The sequence below is a fragment of the Pseudoxanthomonas wuyuanensis genome (assembly GCF_900215535.1).
Classification (GTDB): domain Bacteria; phylum Pseudomonadota; class Gammaproteobacteria; order Xanthomonadales; family Xanthomonadaceae; genus Pseudoxanthomonas_A; species Pseudoxanthomonas_A wuyuanensis.
Window position 1 is genome coordinate 244,461 of record NZ_OCND01000007.1, and the last position, 16,192, is coordinate 260,652.

Consider the following 16,192-nt stretch of genomic DNA (forward strand, 5'->3'; position numbering starts at 1 on the left):
TCAGAGCTTGATGCGGCGGAACACGAATTCCGGAATGTATTTGATGATGGCCATGATCAGCCACCAGAATCCGGGGAGATAGACGACCGCCCGGCCGCCGTCGATGGCCTTGACGATGCCGGCGGCTATCTTTTGGGGCGAGGCCCAAAGCAGGCCTTTGCGGAAATCCCGCGTCATCGGCGTGTCGACGAAGCCCGGCTTGATGGTCAGCACGTTGACCCCACTGCCTTGCAGTCGTTGCCGCAGCCCGCTGGCATAAGCGCTGACGGCAGCCTTGGCGCTCCCGTACAAATAATTGCTGGCGCGGCCACGGTCACCTGCCACCGACGAAATGACCGCCAGCGTGCCACTACCCTGCGCCTGCAGCCGCTGTGCCAGACGCGCCATCAGCGCGATAGTCGAGGTGCCATTGGTGGCGAATTCAGAAAGCGCCAGCGCCACATCGCCCTCGCAGGCGACCTGGTTCGGCAGCGTGCCGTGGGCAATCAGCGCTATATCGATGCCACCGGCTGTCGACCAGGCGCAATCCAGCATCGCTTCGTGCGCGGCCAGGTCGTTGACGTCCATGACGTGGGTGACGATGCGGCCGCCGGTGCGCTGCGCCAAATCCGCTGCGATAGTATCCAGACGTTCCTGCGATCTGGCCACCATAAACAGATCGCAGCCGCGTGCCGCCATCAGCCTGGCGTAGTGTTCGGCAATGGCGGAGCCTGCGCCGATAATCAGAACTCGTCTCATTCATCACCCATAACCCGGCGCCACAGGCCGGAGGAAAAGCGGGGATCCACGAACGGCAGAAACTCGCGCCAGCGCGGAAACGATGCCGCGAACATCCGTGCGGACATGCGCGCGTCCTTGGCCGGGTATACCGCGCCTCCTGCTGTTGCGACAATACCGTCCAACCTCGACAGCAGGTCCAGTGTCTGCTTGCCCAGGAAAGGAAAATCCAGCGCCAGCGTGGTCCCCTGGCGCGGGAACGACAGCATACCCGGCGATGGCAGCGAACCGAATTGTTTGAGGACGACCAGAAAGGAACCCTGGCGGCTGGCGGCAATCCGTTCCAGCAATTCCGCGATGGTTGCCGGCGCGTTGGCCGGCGGCATCACGCACTGGTATTGCAGAAAGCCACGCGGACCATACATGCGGTTCCAATCCGCAACCGCGTCCAGCGGATAGAAGAACGGCTCGTAGTGGACGGTGCATTGCCGGGGCCGGCGCGGTGCGCGATGGAAATACAGCGTATTGAACGCCCGCAGACTCAATCGGTTCACCAGCGAGAATGGCAGCGAGAACGGCATCGCCAGACGCCGGTGCCCGGGATGCTGGCGACGGTCCGGCAGCGCGGTCGCATGGTCAGCCTGCATGAACACGCCGCGTCCCAGGCTGCTTCCCCGCGCCAGACAATCGATCCAGGCCACGGTGTACTCGCTGGATGCGGATTGTGCCGAGAGCGCAAAGAAATCCTGCAGCCGCTCGAACCGCTGGGTCTGCGTATGCAGCCAAGGGCCGCGAATCCGGCGCAGCTGCAGCCGGACGCGGGTGATGAGTCCAGTCAGCCCGAGTCCGCCGACGGTCGCGGCGAACCAGTCCGCAGCGCTGTCCGGGCCGCAGGACAGGCGCTGGCCATCGCTCCGGAGCAGTTCCAGGCCAAGCACGTGGCGGCCGAAACTGCCGGCGACGTGGTGGTTCTTGCCATGCACATCGTTGGCGACGGCACCGCCCAGAGTAACCAGGCGGGTGCCCGGGGTGACCGGCACGAACCAGCCTTGCGGCACCACCAAGTCCAGCAGATCGGATAGCAGCATGCCCGCTTCGCATTCGACGATACCGCTTTCTGGATCGAAGTCGATATGGCGGTCCAGGCCGCGGCCGAGCAGCAGGGAGCCGCCTGGATTCAGGCAACTGTCGCCGTAGCTGCGGCCGTTGCCGTGCGGTAGCGCCGTACCGTTGAAACGGGGCAGCGGCGCCTGCCGATCGGACAGCGCAATCAGCCGCTGCTTGGCGCGAGGGTATCGGCCCCATGAACCACCGGCCGCGGCCATCAGATCGCGCCGACCACGATCAGCGCGCCCAGCGCCAGTAGGCATTGGCTCATCCGATCGGTAGCCGCGAACACGACCGGATCGTCGTGCATGCCGCCGCGATGGGCGACCACCCAGACCCGGCTGATCCAGTAGAGCAGGATCGGACAAAGCAGCCACAGCAGTTGCGGGCGCGAGTAAAGCTCCAGGCTCTCGGGACTGTTGATGTACAGCGCCAGCACAAGCACCGCGATATAGCCGCTGGCTGCGCCAAGCGATTGCAGTAGCGGCAGATCGTCGACTGCATAGCCGCGGCCACTGGCATGGACCTTGCCGTTGGATAGTGTGATTCCCAGTTCCACGTAGCGTTTGAGCATGGCCAGACTGAGGAAGATGAACATCGAGAACGCCAGCAGCCAGAATGACAGTTCGGTGGCGATGGCCATCGCGCCGCCGATTATGCGCAGCGTGTAAAGCGCCGCCAGAATCACCACGTCCAGCATAACGATGCGCTTGAGGTGTAGCGAGTATCCGAGCGTGACCAGGTAATAGACGCCCAGTGTCAGCACGAACTGCAGATTGCAGCTCAGCGCCAGCGTGAATCCGGCCAAGGTTAGCGCAGGTGCTGCGATCAAGCCGTGCAACAGCGGCAGGTTGCCCGCCGCAAAAGGGCGCAGGCGCTTGGACGGGTGTTGCCGATCTGCGGGAAGATCCAGCAGATCGTTCAGCACGTAGACGCCGGAAGCGCAAAGGCCGAACGCCAGGAACGCGGTCAGTGCGGCGATTACCGAGCCCGGTTCCACGAATTGGTGCGAGGCCAGCAATGGGATAAGCACCAGCAAATTCTTCAGCCATTGGTGCAGGCGGATGGCCTTGAGCCAGGTGCGGACACCGCCGCCCTGGGCGGGCAGCGTACCGGCGACTTCGCACACGCGGGCGGCGGCAGCGGCCAGCGAGGCGGTCGCATTGACGACCCAGGCCGAGCGGGCATGCCGCCAGACCTGCAGATCGATGCGCGAGTTGCCGGCATAGACGAAACCCTGTGTGCCATAACGTTCGATCAGCGCCTGCGCCTTGCGCGATCCGTTGAGATTGGATCTGCCGTCGCTGGCGATGACGGTGTCGAACAGTCCCAGGTGGCTGGCGACCGATTCCGCGAGCTCGCTGTCGGAGGCTGTGCATAGCACGCGCGGGCCAACGTGCTGGTCAGCCAGCGCGAGTACGCGCCGGTCATAAGGAAGGGACGCCGTATCCAGGCGCACACGGCTGGCGATCGCCCGTTTAAGCGCCGCCTTTCCGCGCAGCAGCCACCAGGGTAGAAGCAGCAGGTACAACGGATTGGCCCGAAGCAGCGCCAGCAGGGACTCGTACAGCAGGTCGCTCTTTAGCAGGGTTCCATCCAGATCCACGCAAAGCGGGAAGCCGGAATTCCGGATATCGGCATTGTCCATAAGGGACCGATGGCATCCATGGTGAACGACAGCCTGCGATTATAGGCGGTGTTTCTGTCTTACCCATGCCGCCAAGAGAGGGGCGACACTTCTGCGCCCCTGCCGGCTCTGTATGGCAGAGCACGCCATCGGGCGCGCTCGGTGTTTTGTATCAATACTTCGCCAGGCCCGCATCCACGTCATCGGACCAGGCATTGGTGCCGCCGGCGATGTTGTAGACGTTGCCGAAACCCATTGCGCGGAATTCTTCCGCGACCTGCTGGCTGCGGGCGCCGCTGCGGCACAGGAACGCCAGCGCGGTGTCCTTGGGCAGGGCTTCCAGTTCGGCGCGGCCGGCGCCGTCGAGGGTCTTGAACGGCAATGCGACCGAGGCGATGGCGCGTTCGTCGGCCGGGCGCACGTCGACCAGCAGCACTTCGCCGGCGCGCGCCCTGGCGTCGGCTTCGGCCGGCGTCAGCGTCTGTACCGGCTTGGGCGCGTTGGGGTTGTCGATGGCCAGGCCCTTGCCGCGGATGTCGTCGACCCAGTCGATGGTGATGCCGTCGGCGCGGCGCGCGCTGGCCAGATCGAACTGGATGCGGATGCCGTTGGATTCGGCGGCGATGGCATTGGCGTCGTACTGCGCCAGCTGGAAATTGGGCTGGAACTGGGCATTGATCGACAGCGCCAGCGCGGCGCCTTCGCCAGCATCCTCGACCGCGTTCTGCAACATCTCGACCGCGGCGGGCGTCACGGTGATGGCCGGCGGCGTGCGGTCGGGCGCCTGCAGGCCCAGCAGGGTGGCCAGTTCGCCGGAGTTGGTCATCTGCTCGATGATGTCGCTGCCGCCGACCAGTTCGCCGTCGATATACAGCTGCGGGATGGTCGGCCAGTCGCCATAGACCTTGATGCCTTCGCGGATGTCCTGGTCGGCCAGCACATTGACGTGGGCGAAGTCCACGCCCAGCGCGCCGAGCGCACCGACCGCCTTGGCGGAAAAGCCGCATTGCGGCATGGACGGCTGGCCCTTCATGAACAGCACCACGCGATTGGACTGCAGCAGGGATTCGATACGGGAACGCAGAGCGGGGTCGAGGGACATGAAGGGGTACCAGGGAAATGGGGAGGATGATTCCAGCAAGGCGATTTTACGCCGCATGGCATCATGGGACATGACTACGGCTATCTCATTGCACCGGCCGCCACGCCATCCCTACGCGATATTGGGCCTGTTGGCGCTGTCGCAAGTCGCCGTGGCGCTGCTGTGGTGGCGGCTGGGCTGGCGCTGGGGGCTGCCGGCAATGGTCGTCAGCCACCTGACCGTGGTCTGGGCCACGCTGTACCCGCGCGCGGCGCTGTTCTGTCCGGCGCTGTCGCGGCTGCCGGTCGCGGCCCGGCAAGTCTGGCTGACCATCGACGACGGTCCGTCTGCCGATACCCTGCCGATGCTGGATCTGCTGGACCGGCACGGCGCCAAAGCGACCTTCTTCCTGGTCGGCGAACGCGCGCTGGCGCAGCCGGCGCTGGTGCGCGAGATCCGGCGCCGCGGCCATGGCATCGGCAACCACAGCGCCAGCCATCCGGACCGCTGGTTCTGGGCGCTGGGACCAAAGCGGCTGGAGCGCGAAATCGCCCGCAACCAGGCCATCCTGGCCGAAATCGCCGGCCAGCCGCCGCGCTGGTTCCGGTCGGTGGTGGGCATGACCAATCCCTTCGTCGGCTTGTCGCTGCACCGGCACGGACTGGCGCGGGTGGCCTGGAGCGCGCGCGGCTTCGACGGCGTGCACTGCCTGCCCGGGCAGGTGCTGGCGCGCATCCGCCGCGCTATCGCACCTGGCGCCATCGTGCTGCTGCACGAAGGCGCGGCGCACGGCCACAACATCGCCATTCTGGCGCAGTTGCTGGACTGGCTTCACAGCCAGGGCTACCGCAGCGTACTGCCGGAAGACATCGAGGACGCCAACGCGGTCGCGCACCTGTCGGTGGCCGACCCCGCTGCCAGCTGAAGCGCTTCAACAGCCCCTAGAGCGTGTTATGGCCTTTGGGATGAGATGCGTTGCACGCCAGCGCCGTTGCAGCAAGGCGGCCGGCGCCGTCCTTGGGTGGTGCCCAACGCAAGCCGGGCAACGCGGCTGCGGCGGCGCTGGCGCGCAACCCGTCGGGAAGGCCGCTGTCGCGGCGCCATGCCGTGTTGCGCGCCTTGGCCAGGCGGCCAGCCTGACCGGCGGCGTGCGCCTTGCCTGACACCGCGACAGCAGCCTTCGCACTCACCCCAAAGGCCATAACACGCTCTAGGGCTCGCGGGCAGTCAACCGGCGATCAACAGCCGGTGCGCCACCGGAAACGCCAGCCGCACCCATTCGGCGTACATCGCCGCCGACGGGTGCAGGCCGTCGCTTGCCAGCATGGCCGGCTCCGCGCCGCGCCCGCGGCTGAGCGCAGTGATATCGATGAAGGCCACGCCGCGCTGCGCGCAGGCTTCGCGCGCGGCGGCGTTGCAGGCATCCAGTTCGCGCGCGATCTGCGCGGGGTCGCGGCCTTCGCTGGCGGCGAAGGGAGTCACTCCCCAATCGGGAATCGACAACACCAGCACCCGTCCGGGCCGGTTGCCGGCAAGGCCTATCGCCTGCCACAGCAACGCGGTGAACTGCACCTGGTATTCGTCCAGCGGACGCCCGCGGTACTGGTTGTTGACGCCGATCAGCAGGCTGACGAAATCGTATTCGCCCAACGGCTCGGCCGCGCGGATTGCCGCTTCCAGTTCGTCGGTGGTCCAGCCGGTCTGCGCGATGATGCGCGGGTCGGCCAGCGCGACGCCTTCGCTGCGCAGCGCGCGCGCCAGTTGCAGCGGCCAGCGGCCTTCTTCGGCCACGCCTTCGCCGATGGTGTAGGAGTCGCCCAGCGCCAGGTAGCGCAGTTCCGGCAGCAGGGCGGTGGTGTGGGCGGCGTTGGTGGTCATGGCGTCATTCTGCGCCGTATTCCCACGCGGTAAAAGCCGCCGGCATCGCTGTGATGTGGGAGTCGCAGCGGCATGCCGCTACGACTCCCACCGCATCGGGCAGGCAACGCCGCCGGCCGGCTCAGGCCGCGGCCGGCCGCGACCTGGCGGTAATCGGCACCACCTTGGTGACCGCTTCGGCGCGGCGGGCAAGCGCGCGCTCGATGCGGGCGAACACCTCGCGCATCGTCGCCGGTTCCGGCAGCAGGGTCACGCGGAAGTGGTGGCGGTAGGGCACGTTGAAGCTGGAGCCGGGCACCACCAGCACGCCTTCGGTTTCCATCAGCTCCAATGCGAAATCGTGATCGTCGAAACCGCGCGCGGCCGCGCCGATGACGGCGGGGAAGGCGTACAGCGCGCCGGCCGGCGCCACCAGATCCAGGTGTTCGCTGGCCTCGCAGGCTTCGATCACCGCACGACGGGTTTCGTACAGGCGGCCGCCGGGCGCGCACAACGCGGAAATGGTGTCCGGGCCGCTGACTGCCGCCTCCACCGCGTACTGGCCGGGCACGTTGGCGCACAGCCGCAACGCGCTCAGCAGATCCATCGCGTGCAGGAAATCGCGCACGACTTCGCCGTCGCCGGACAGCAGCGACCAGCCCACCCGCCAGCCGCAGGCGCGGTGCACCTTGCTCAGCCCGCTGAAGGTCAGGCATGGCACGTCGCCGGCCAGCGGCGCCACCGGCTGGAACTTCGCATCGTCGTACAGCACCTGGTCGTAGATCTCGTCGACCATCAGCAGCAGCTTGTGCTTGGCGGCGATGGCGACGATGCGCTGCAGCAGTTCGCGCGGGTAGGTCGCGCCGGTGGGGTTGTTGGGGTTGATCAGCACGATCGCGCGGGTGCGCGAGGACACCAGCGTCTCGATCTCGCTGGGGTCGGGCAGGAAGTCGTTGTCCGGATCGCAGCGGTAATAGACCGGGCGGCCGTCGTTGAGGATGGTCGCCGCCGACCACAGCGGGTAGTCGGGCGAGGGCACCAGCACTTCGTCGCCGGGATTGAGCAGCGCGCGCAGCGACAGGTCGATCAGCTCGCTGACGCCGTTGCCGATGAATACGCGGTCGGCCACCGCATCGGGCATGCCGCGCCTGGCGTATGCGGCGGCGACCGCTTCGCGTGCGGCCGGCAGACCCTGCTGGTGGGTGTAGGGATCGGTGTGATCGATGTCGCCGACGATGGCGTTCTGCAGATGCGCAGGCGCGCGGAAACCGAATGCGCCTGGGTTGCCGATGTTCAGCTTGATCAGCTTGTGGCCCTGCGCCTCCAGCTCGCGGGCTCGCCGCGCCAGCTCGCCACGGATTTCGTAACGGACTTCGGACAGGCGTTCGCGGGTCTTGAGGGTAGGCATGACGGGGCGGGAGGGCACGGATTGAGGGTCCAGCTTAGCGGAAATTGGCGGCCGCAACGGTTGTCGGGTTCAGTGCCCGTCTAGAATCCCGCCCATGACCACAGATTTTCCGGATTTCGCCCCGCTCCGCGCCATCGGCTGGCCCTATGCCGGCATTCCCGAGGACGCGGCCTGGCGCGAGGCCTTCGCCACCCATCCCCAGGCGCGCCCGGCCCGGGTGGTGGAGCAGCACCGCTCCGGCTATGTGGTTGCCGATGCCCCGGGTGCGGCGGTCAAGGCCGAATCGCTGCCGGAATGGCAGCGGCCAAGGTTCCCCGCGCATGAGCGGCCGGCGGTCGGAGACTGGGTGCTGCTGGAAGGCAAGCGCATCGTCGCCCTGCTGCCGCGGCACACCGCGATCAAGCGCGGCGCCGCCGGCGAGCACTACCACCAGCAGGTCATCGCCGCCAATATCGATACCGTGTTCATCGTCTGCGGTCTGGATGCGGACTTCAATCCGCGCCGGATCGAGCGCTACCTGCTGCTGGTCGGCGGCGGCGGCGCGCAGACCGCGGCCCCGCAACCGGTCATCGTGCTGACCAAGGCCGACAAGACCGAATACGGCCCCGATGCGGTGGCCACGCTGGAAGAACTGGCGGTGCAGGGCGTGCCGGTGCATGCCGTCAACGCCAAGGATCCGGCCAGCGTGGCCGTGCTGGAGCAGTACCTGGGCCCGGGCCGCACCGCGGTGCTGGTGGGGTCGTCCGGCGCCGGCAAATCGACCCTGACCAATACGCTGCTGGGCATCGAAAAGATGAAGACCGCGGCGGTGCGCGAAAACGATTCGCGCGGCCGCCATACCACCACCCACCGCGCGCTGATTCCGCTGCCGTCCGGCGCCTGCCTGATCGACACCCCCGGCATGCGCGAGCTCAAACCCACCGGCGAAGAGGACCTGGGCGAAGGCGGTTTTGCCGACATCGAAGCCCTGGCCGGGCAGTGCCGGTTCCGCGACTGCTCGCACCAGCGCGAGCCCGGCTGCGCGGTGCGCGCGGCGATCGAGCGCGGCGAACTGGATGAAGAGCGCTTCCTCAACTACCTGAAACTGCGCGATGAAGTGGCGGTGGCCGCCGACAAGCTGGCCAACCGGCTGGCGCAGAAGTCCGAGGCCAAGGTGCAGGGCAAGGCCCTGCACAAACGGCTGGAGGACAAGTACGGCAAGCGTTGACGCCCTGCGGCGGTCGGTGCCGGCAGTGCGATTTCTTCACCGTCCGCGCAGGCAGTTGCCGGCATGCTGTCGGCATGAAGCTGCGCCGCTACGCTTGGGGCCTGTGCGCGTCGCTGGCGATCGCGTCGGCGGCGCAGGCCGCGGCATCGCCGGCCTGCGTTGAATCGGTGCTGCGCCGGCTCGGCTGGCGGATCGAGACCGCTGCGCTGCCGGCCGTCCGCATCGACGCCGGCACGCCGTGCGCACGCGCGGATCTGGCGCAGGCGCAGAGCGCAGACGATCTGTGGCTGCGATTGCCGGCGACGATCGAAGCCGGCGATCGCGAAGCGGCGCTGCAGGCGGCGCTGCAGCATCCGGCCACGTTGTGCGCCTATCTGTTCGTGCTTGGCGATGCTACCCGGCGCGCAACCGCGGCGCTGGCCGCCAACGAGGGTTACCGCTTCAATGCGCTGCAGTTGGGCTGGATCGGTTTCGGTCCCCGTGGCGCGATGGCCCAGGGCTGGCGTCCGTTCCGCAGCTTTGGCCGCGGCTACGCGCCGGCGGCCGGCAATACGCGCGCGCTGGATGCGTTCTACCGCGGACGCGTGCGCAGCGAATGCGGGGTCGGCCGCCAGGTGGCGCAGTTGGCGACCCAGCGCGAGCTGTACGGCGACGCCGGATTCGACGCCGAGTTCTCCGCCGGCGAGCTGTCGATTGGCACCTTCCTGAGCCTGCACGGCACCGACAGCATCCTGCTCGGGCGCGGCGCCGGTCAATTGCTGGCTGACGGCAACGCGGTGCGCGCGGCGCGGCTGGGCCGGCACGGCCTGGTCGGACTACCGGGCGCGATCGTGCATGCCTATGACCGCATCCTGCTCGACGATGTGCACAACCAGGCCGAGAACTTCGTCGTCGCCGAGGTCAGCGCCGATGCCGCCGAGGCGCTGCGCCGCGCCGGCGGGCTGGCCCACTACGATCGCGTCAACCTGCAGGTATGGCAGCTGGCGCGGCAACTGCGCCAGCGCGGGCCGCGCGATTTCCAGCAACTGCTCTACCACCGCGATGCGGCACAGCGCGCGCGGCTGGACCTGCGCGATCGCGCCATCGTCGTCCGTATCGATGCGCTGCTGGCGGATCCGTTCTACCGCGGGTTTCGCATCTATGTGCACCGCCAGGGCGTGCAGCCGATCGCTTATCACCTGGTGCGCCTGCTCGACCGCAATCCGCGCACGCCGTATACGGTCGAGCTGACCCTGCACAACCTGCACACCACGCTGTACCGGCGCTGGATCGATCACCAACTGCGCGCCTGCGCGGCCGGGCGGTGATCCGCGCTTGCCAGCAGCGTCCAGGTGCTGCATAGATCGGCGATGAACCCCGCAGACGGCGACATCGCCCACCACACCGCGCTGGACCAGCGCATGGTCAAGGCGGTGCGCGGCATCAAGCTGCTCAGCCTGGCCAGTTGGCCGGCCTCGTTGCAGGCGCCGTTTCTGAACAGCGTCGCGCGCGGGCAGCCGAAGCTGCCGCAGATCGACTACCCGCGACTGGATTTCGGCGATGCCCGCCGCGAACTGGCCGGCATCGCCCGCGCTGCCGATCCGGCGCATCCGCTGGGCGTGTACCTGCGCGAATCCGCGCACAGCTGGGACATTGCCGCGCAGTTGCTGGAGGCATTGGGCACTGCCGCCGTCACCACCCATTCGATCGCGCTGTTCGGCCAGCCGGACGAGGCGCTGCCCGGCAACGGGCCGACCACGCGCGAGGCGGCGCGGCATTTCATCGCCATCGCCAACGAGCTGGATCGCGAATTGCTGGCGCCGGAGGAACAGATCCCGGTCTCGGCGACCGCATTGCAGCTGCAACTGCAGACGGATCTGGATGCCTTCTTCGGTGGTCGTGTGATCGCGGTGGAACTGGACCCGGATCTGATCGCCAAGGCCGCCGCCGGCGCCACCCGCATCCGCCTGCGCCACGGCGCGGCTTTCAGCGACTACGACCGCCGCCAGCTGCTGCAGCACGAAGCGCTGGTGCATTCGCTGACGGCGTTGAACGGGCGCGAACAGATCCGGCTGCCCAGCCTGTCGCTGGCTTCGCCGCGGGTGACCGAAACCCAGGAAGGCCTGGCGACCTTCGCCGAACAGATCACCGGCAGCATCGACATCGAGCGGATGAAGCGGATCAGCCTGCGCATCGAGGCGGTGGCGATGGCGCTGGAGGGTGCGGATTTCATCGATGTGTTCCGCTATTTCGGCCAGGCCGGGCAGAGCGCCGAGGAGAGTTTTTCCTCGGCCCAGCGGGTGTTCCGCGGCGTGCCGGTCGGCGGCGGCGCGGCCTTCAGCAAGGACACCGTGTACCTGCGTGGCCTGATCGGCGTGCACACCTTCTTCCGCCGCTCGCTGCAACAGGACCGGTTGCGGCTGTGCCGGCGCCTGTTTGCCGGCAAGATGACGCTGGCCGACGTGCAGGCCTTCGAGCCATTGTTCGACGACGCGGTGCTGGCGCCGCCGCGCTGGCTGCCGCGCTGGGTCAGCCGCGCCAACGGCCTGGCCGGCATGCTGGCGTTCTCGCTGTTCGCCAACCGCATCCGCCTGGACAGCATTCCCGCATAGGCGGCGGCCGCAGCCCGGTTCAACCGCCTGCAAGCGGTTGCTTGTGTCGGAGCGACACCGCCGGCCGGCTCAGCGTTCGAAGCGCGGCGGCCTTTCGGTGGAGTGCAGCACCCGCACGTAGGCGCGGCCGAACTGATCCGGGGCAATGCCGGCCAGCAGCCGTTCCACCGTGCGCCGGTCGGCGGCGTCGCCGGGCACCAGCCCGACCCAGGCATGCTTGCCGGCGCCCTTGGCCGCGTACAGGCAACGGTCGGCCAGCTCCACGCTCTGTTCCCAGTCGCCCACCGACGGCCACGCGCTGGTGAATGGCCAGGGCGCAAACCCGATCGAGCAGGTCAGGTACAGCGGCACGCCGGGGCGGATTTCGATCGGTTGCCCGGCCATCGCATCGCGGATGCGCTCGGCCAGCTGGGCGGCATCCTGGGCCTGGGCGAACCGGCTGATCAGCAGGAATTCCTCGCCGCCCCAGCGCACCAGCAGGTCGTGCTCGCGGCACAGCAGGCGCAGCCGGTCGGCGAAGGTCACCAGCACCTGATCGCCGGCGGGATGGCCGTGGCTGTCGTTGACGCGCTTGAAGTCGTCGATGTCGATCATGAAGAACATCAGCTGCTGGTCGGCGCGGTTGCCCTGCTCGCGCCTGAGTTGCAACTGGGCGGCCTCGTGGTCCAGCCAGTGCTTCAGATCGCGGCGGTTGGACACCCGCGTCAACGGGTCGCGGCGGGTGGCCACATCCAGTTGCGCGTTGCTCTGGCGCAGCAGCCGGTTGGCCTGCTCCAGCTGCGCGGTGCGCTCGGCCACGGTGCGGTTGAGCAGATCGATGCGCTGGCGCTCGCGGCGCACGGTGGCGCCTATCCGCCGCAGCCACCAGCCGGCCAGCAGCAGGCCCAGCAGGGCGTAGCCGGCCCAGGCCAGCGGGTGCCGCCACGGCGGCGGCGCCATCCGGATGTCCAGGCGGCGGGGCTGGCCGAACTGGCCGTCGCGGCCAGCGGCTTCCACCTGCAGCGTGTAGTCGCCCGCGGGCAGGCGGCTGACCGAGAACTCGCCGTGCGCGGCCGGCAGGTAGACCCAGTCGTGGTGCAGCCCTTCGACGCGGTAGCGCAGCCGGGCAGCGTCCGGCGCGGTGAAATCCAGCGCGGTCATCGCAATCGAGAACACGCTGTCGCGATGATCCAGCTGCAGGCGCTGCGCGTAGACGATGTCGATGTCGCTGTTCACCGCAAGGTCGTTGCCGTCGCGGATCCGGACCAGGCCGGTCAGCAGGGGCCGGGCCGGCTGGCTGCGCGCGGACAGCCCGCGCGGATCCAGGGTGTCCAGGCCTTCGGTGCCGCCGAAGTAGAGCAGGCCCTGGGCATCGCGAAAGGCCGAGCCGCTGTTGAATTCCTGGTTGTTCAGGCCATCGCGGCGGCTGAGGTTCTGGATGATGGAGGTGGCCGGGTCCAGCACGCTCAGCCCGCTGTTGGTGCTCAGCCACAGACGGCCATCGGCGTCGGCCAGGATGCGGTAGATGACGTTGTTGTTGAGTCCCAGGTGACTGGTGAAGGCGCGCGATTGGCCGGTGGCGCGGTCGATGCGGTACAGGCCGCCGGAAAAGCTGCCTGCCCACAGGGCACCGGCCTGGGCATGCAGCGACCACAGCGAATCGTGCAGTCCGGCGCCGCCGGGTTCGAATCGCGTCGCGGCGCCGTGCGATGCCAGCCGCCACAGGCCGTTGGCATTGGTGGCGATCCATAGGCTGCCGTCGGCATCGCGCAGCAGGCTGGTGATCAGGCGGCCAGCCAGCGGGGCCAGCCGCGCATCGTCCACCACCGCGCCTGCCTCTACCCGCGCCAGGCCGTTGCGGGTGGCGACCCACAGCGTATCGCCCTCGACCAGCAGATCGTCGATGCGGCTGTCGGGCAAGCCCGGCAGCGGTGTGGCGCGGTCGCCGCCGTGCCAGCGCCACAGCCCGCCGTGCGTGCCCACCCACCAGCCGTCGCCGGAGGCGGCGGGGCGGATTACCCGTACCGACTGGCCGGCGAAAGCGCCGACGCTTTGCCACGCGCCGTTGCCGCGCCGCTGCATCAGCCCGGCATCGGTGCCCACCAGCAGGTGATCGCCCTGGCGCCACAGCGCGCGCAGGCTGCGGCTGGGCCAGCCGGCAAGGTCGCCGGTGTCGGCGCGGTCGTGACGGATGGCCGCCGACAGCGGCCGCACCCGGTACAGACCCGAGGTGTAGGTGCCGATCCACAGGGTGCCCGACGGGTCCTGGTGAAACGCCAGCACCGGGCTGGGCAGGGTCCGGTCCAGTGGCAGCGGGCGCGGGTCCGCGCCCGCCGTGGCAATGACCATGACATTGCCGTCGTTGAAGCCAATCAGCACGCGGCCATCGGCCAGCCGCGCCAGCGCGCTGATGTGGACCGCAGGCCCGCGCAACCGCTGCGGCGGGTAGTGGCGTAGCCGCCGGCCGCTGGTTGGGTCCAGCAGGTACAGGCCCTGGTTGTCGCTGGCGACCCAGACGCCTTCCGGTCCCAGTTGCAGGTCCACGCAGGCGCCGCTGGCCACCGGCGCATCCAGCAGCGGCGCCATCGCCTGGCGTCCGACCCGCCACAACCGGCACTGCCGGTCCAGCGCCAGCGCGTTGTTGCCGCCGCCGGTCAGCGCAAGTCCCACCACGTCGGCGCTGCGTCCCAACCGGCGGACCTGCTGCAGTTCCGCATCGATGTGATCCACGCCGGCACCGGTGCCGACCCAGGCCCCGCCGGCCGGATCCAGCAGGATGCGGTTGGCCGAATGGTGCGACAGGCCCTGCGCGGTACCCAGATGGCGGCGGCGCCAGTCCGGCAGGTGCACCACTTCCACCCCCGCGTCGTTGGTGCCCAGCCACAACCGCTGGCGTCCGGCTTCGAACGCCAGCGCATCGAAACTGCTGCTGGCCAGCGAACGTGGATCGGCCGGATCGCGCCGGTGGATGCGGAAGCGGTGGCCGTCGAACCGGTTCAGGCCTTCCTGGGTGCCGACCCACAGAAACCCCTGGTCATCGCTCTGCAACGCGCTGATGGTGGACTGCGACAGCCCGTTATCCGGACCGTAGGCCTCCAGCCGCATCGGTGCGGAAAGTTCGCTGCGTACGGCGGGCACCGGCGCACCTGCGGCCAGTGCCGGCAACGGCAGCCACAGCGACAAGGCCACAGCCGCCGACGACAGGCCGTTGCACAGAGAACGCACGCAATTCCGCAACATGGCGGCCGCCCCCGGTGCCGGCCTGCATGGAGACGCCCCTCCTGGGCATCTTGGTTGATATCTCAGCCAAGGATAGCGGCATTTTCCGGGCGGACTTGATGGCGGTCACGTCAGCGGTTCGCCGCTGACGATGCGGTCTTGCGGCGGAAGGGGCTCAGAAATCGAACTGCAGGCGTCCGGCCAGCGTGCGGGTGTGGTCCAGCGTACGCGCGGCCAGCTGGTCGTAGTTGCAGCTGTCGGTCCAGTCCAGCATCACCCGGAAGTGCTTGCGGGCGTACCAGTTGACGCCGACGCTGTAGGCCTCGCCCTGGACATCGCGGAAGTCCGGCAGGCCATTCAGGCGCTGCTCGCCGTCGATGCGGTCGTAGCGCAGCGCCAGTTCCCAGGCGCCGCTGGCGCGCTGCGGCTTGAGCTGGACGAAGCGGCCGGCGCGGGCGTCGTAGGGGCGCGATTCGCCGGTCAGCAGCCAGGTCGCCTGCAGGTAGCCGCTGCGGATATCGCCGCGCTGGCTGCCGTCGTCGAAACGGGCGCCGCCGTATTCGGCCTGCAGCGACAGCGGTCCATGCACGGTGGCCAGCTCCAGCCCGTACTTGTCCACGTCCACGTCGCGGCCGCTGCTGAAGTCGACCAGGGTCAGCCGGCTGTTGTCGCCGAAATAGCCGGCGATGCGCGGCCGCACCCGCAGCGCGGAAGCGCCGTCGGCGCCGGGATGGTCGTAGCGCTCGTGCGCCAACGCGCCGCCCAGATGCAGCACCCGACCTTCCTCGCGCAGCGGCGCATAGCCGGCGCGGACGCCGAATGCGCGGCCCTTGGTCTGCCAGACATCGATGCTTTCCAGGCTGTAGGCGCTGGCCGACCAGAAAACGCCGTTGCGGTCGCCGTTGAAGCCCACGCCCAGCCGGTAGGTCGGCGCCAGCGCCTGCGCCAGGTAGCTGCGCTCGACCAGCGAGATGTGGTTGGAGCTGCCGCGGTCGTCCAGCGTGTAGAACTGCTTGAACTGGCCGACGGTCAGCGTGCCTGCGGCGAACTTCCTGGTGAGATAGACATCGCGGGCAATGACCTCGTCGCCGGCAAAGTCGGCTTCCAGCTTGTAGTCCACCGCGAAGAAACGGCCGGAAATCGCCAGCCAGGCCGCGCGCAGATCCTGATCGTCGCGATTGGCGCTGCCGCGGCCGTCGTTGTCGAAACGGGCAAAATCGTAATGCAGCCGTCCGCTGGGTTTGACGGTGACGCTTTCGTCTCCGGCCCAGGCCGGCAGCGCGGCCAACGAAAGAACGATGGCCACCGGGGCCGCGATGCGATGAAAGGCGGACATCCCGCTGCCCTCGTACTGAAGTGGCAGCGACAATGGCAGGGCTGCGCGCAGAGCACCAATAGC

The 16,192-nt window shown here is 68.4% G+C and carries 11 protein-coding genes and 1 pseudogene; 4 read left to right on the forward strand and 8 right to left on the reverse strand.

The genetic code is table 11. The features are described from left to right. The 4 genes from CRO39_RS15135 to grxD form a co-directional block, all read right to left on the reverse strand. Positions 1-738, reverse strand: coding sequence for an SDR family oxidoreductase (locus CRO39_RS15135; protein ID WP_097122783.1), 738 nt, complete (start codon positions 736-738; stop codon positions 1-3). Continuing rightward, complete coding sequence (locus CRO39_RS15140) at positions 735-2,042, reverse strand: FAD-binding oxidoreductase (protein ID WP_097122784.1); 1,308 nt, start codon at positions 2,040-2,042, stop codon at positions 735-737. Before CRO39_RS15140 ends, CRO39_RS15135 begins: the two co-directional genes overlap by 4 nt. Continuing rightward, positions 2,042-3,472, reverse strand: a complete 1,431-nt coding sequence (locus tag CRO39_RS15145) for a UbiA family prenyltransferase (RefSeq protein ID WP_097122785.1) — start codon at positions 3,470-3,472, stop codon at positions 2,042-2,044. The genes CRO39_RS15140 and CRO39_RS15145 overlap by 1 nt, the downstream gene beginning before the upstream one ends. Positions 3,473-3,623: 151 nt before the next feature. After that, the gene (grxD, locus tag CRO39_RS15150) at positions 3,624-4,553 is read right to left on the reverse strand and encodes a Grx4 family monothiol glutaredoxin (protein WP_097122786.1); all 930 of its coding nucleotides are present in this window, start codon (positions 4,551-4,553) and stop codon (positions 3,624-3,626) included. A 55-nt stretch (positions 4,554-4,608) separates the two neighbouring features. On the opposite strand from grxD, the pseudogene CRO39_RS15155 reads away from it, so the two are divergent. Further along, a pseudogene (locus tag CRO39_RS15155) lies at positions 4,609-5,376 on the forward strand (polysaccharide deacetylase family protein); the annotation flags it as partial. 383 nt (positions 5,377-5,759) lie between these two features. Here the strand turns inward: CRO39_RS15155 and CRO39_RS15160 are convergent. Both CRO39_RS15160 and CRO39_RS15165 read right to left on the reverse strand, forming a co-directional pair. Further along, entirely contained in the window at positions 5,760-6,410 is a 651-nt protein-coding gene (locus CRO39_RS15160) for an SGNH/GDSL hydrolase family protein (RefSeq protein ID WP_097122787.1), read from the reverse strand. A 121-nt stretch (positions 6,411-6,531) separates the two neighbouring features. Next, positions 6,532-7,797: an aminotransferase class I/II-fold pyridoxal phosphate-dependent enzyme gene (locus tag CRO39_RS15165; RefSeq protein ID WP_097122788.1), complete on the reverse strand. Its 1,266-nt coding sequence runs from the start codon at positions 7,795-7,797 to the stop codon at positions 6,532-6,534. Positions 7,798-7,891: 94 nt separating this feature from the next. On the opposite strand from CRO39_RS15165, the gene rsgA reads away from it, so the two are divergent. The 3 genes from rsgA to CRO39_RS15180 all read left to right on the forward strand — a co-directional run bounded on the left by rsgA (position 7,892) and on the right by CRO39_RS15180 (position 11,595). Beyond that, a complete protein-coding gene (gene rsgA / locus CRO39_RS15170; protein ID WP_097122789.1) occupies positions 7,892-9,004 on the forward strand; it encodes a ribosome small subunit-dependent GTPase A in 1,113 nt (370 codons plus the stop codon). Positions 9,005-9,078: 74 nt separating this feature from the next. Then, positions 9,079-10,311 (forward strand): hypothetical protein, encoded by a 1,233-nt coding sequence (locus CRO39_RS15175; protein ID WP_097122790.1) that lies wholly within the window; start codon positions 9,079-9,081, stop codon positions 10,309-10,311. Between the two features lie 42 nt (positions 10,312-10,353). Continuing rightward, a complete protein-coding gene (locus tag CRO39_RS15180; RefSeq protein ID WP_097122791.1) occupies positions 10,354-11,595 on the forward strand; it encodes a flavohemoglobin expression-modulating QEGLA motif protein in 1,242 nt (413 codons plus the stop codon). Positions 11,596-11,664: 69 nt separating this feature from the next. On the opposite strand, the gene CRO39_RS15185 is transcribed toward CRO39_RS15180, so the two are convergent. Together CRO39_RS15185 and CRO39_RS15190 are read right to left on the reverse strand one after the other, a co-directional pair. Beyond that, positions 11,665-14,799 (reverse strand): ligand-binding sensor domain-containing diguanylate cyclase, encoded by a 3,135-nt coding sequence (locus CRO39_RS15185; RefSeq protein ID WP_162125808.1) that lies wholly within the window; start codon positions 14,797-14,799, stop codon positions 11,665-11,667. Positions 14,800-14,968: 169 nt separating this feature from the next. Beyond that, a complete protein-coding gene (locus CRO39_RS15190) occupies positions 14,969-16,129 on the reverse strand; it encodes an OprO/OprP family phosphate-selective porin (protein WP_097122793.1) in 1,161 nt (386 codons plus the stop codon). Positions 16,130-16,192: the final 63 nt, after the last annotated feature.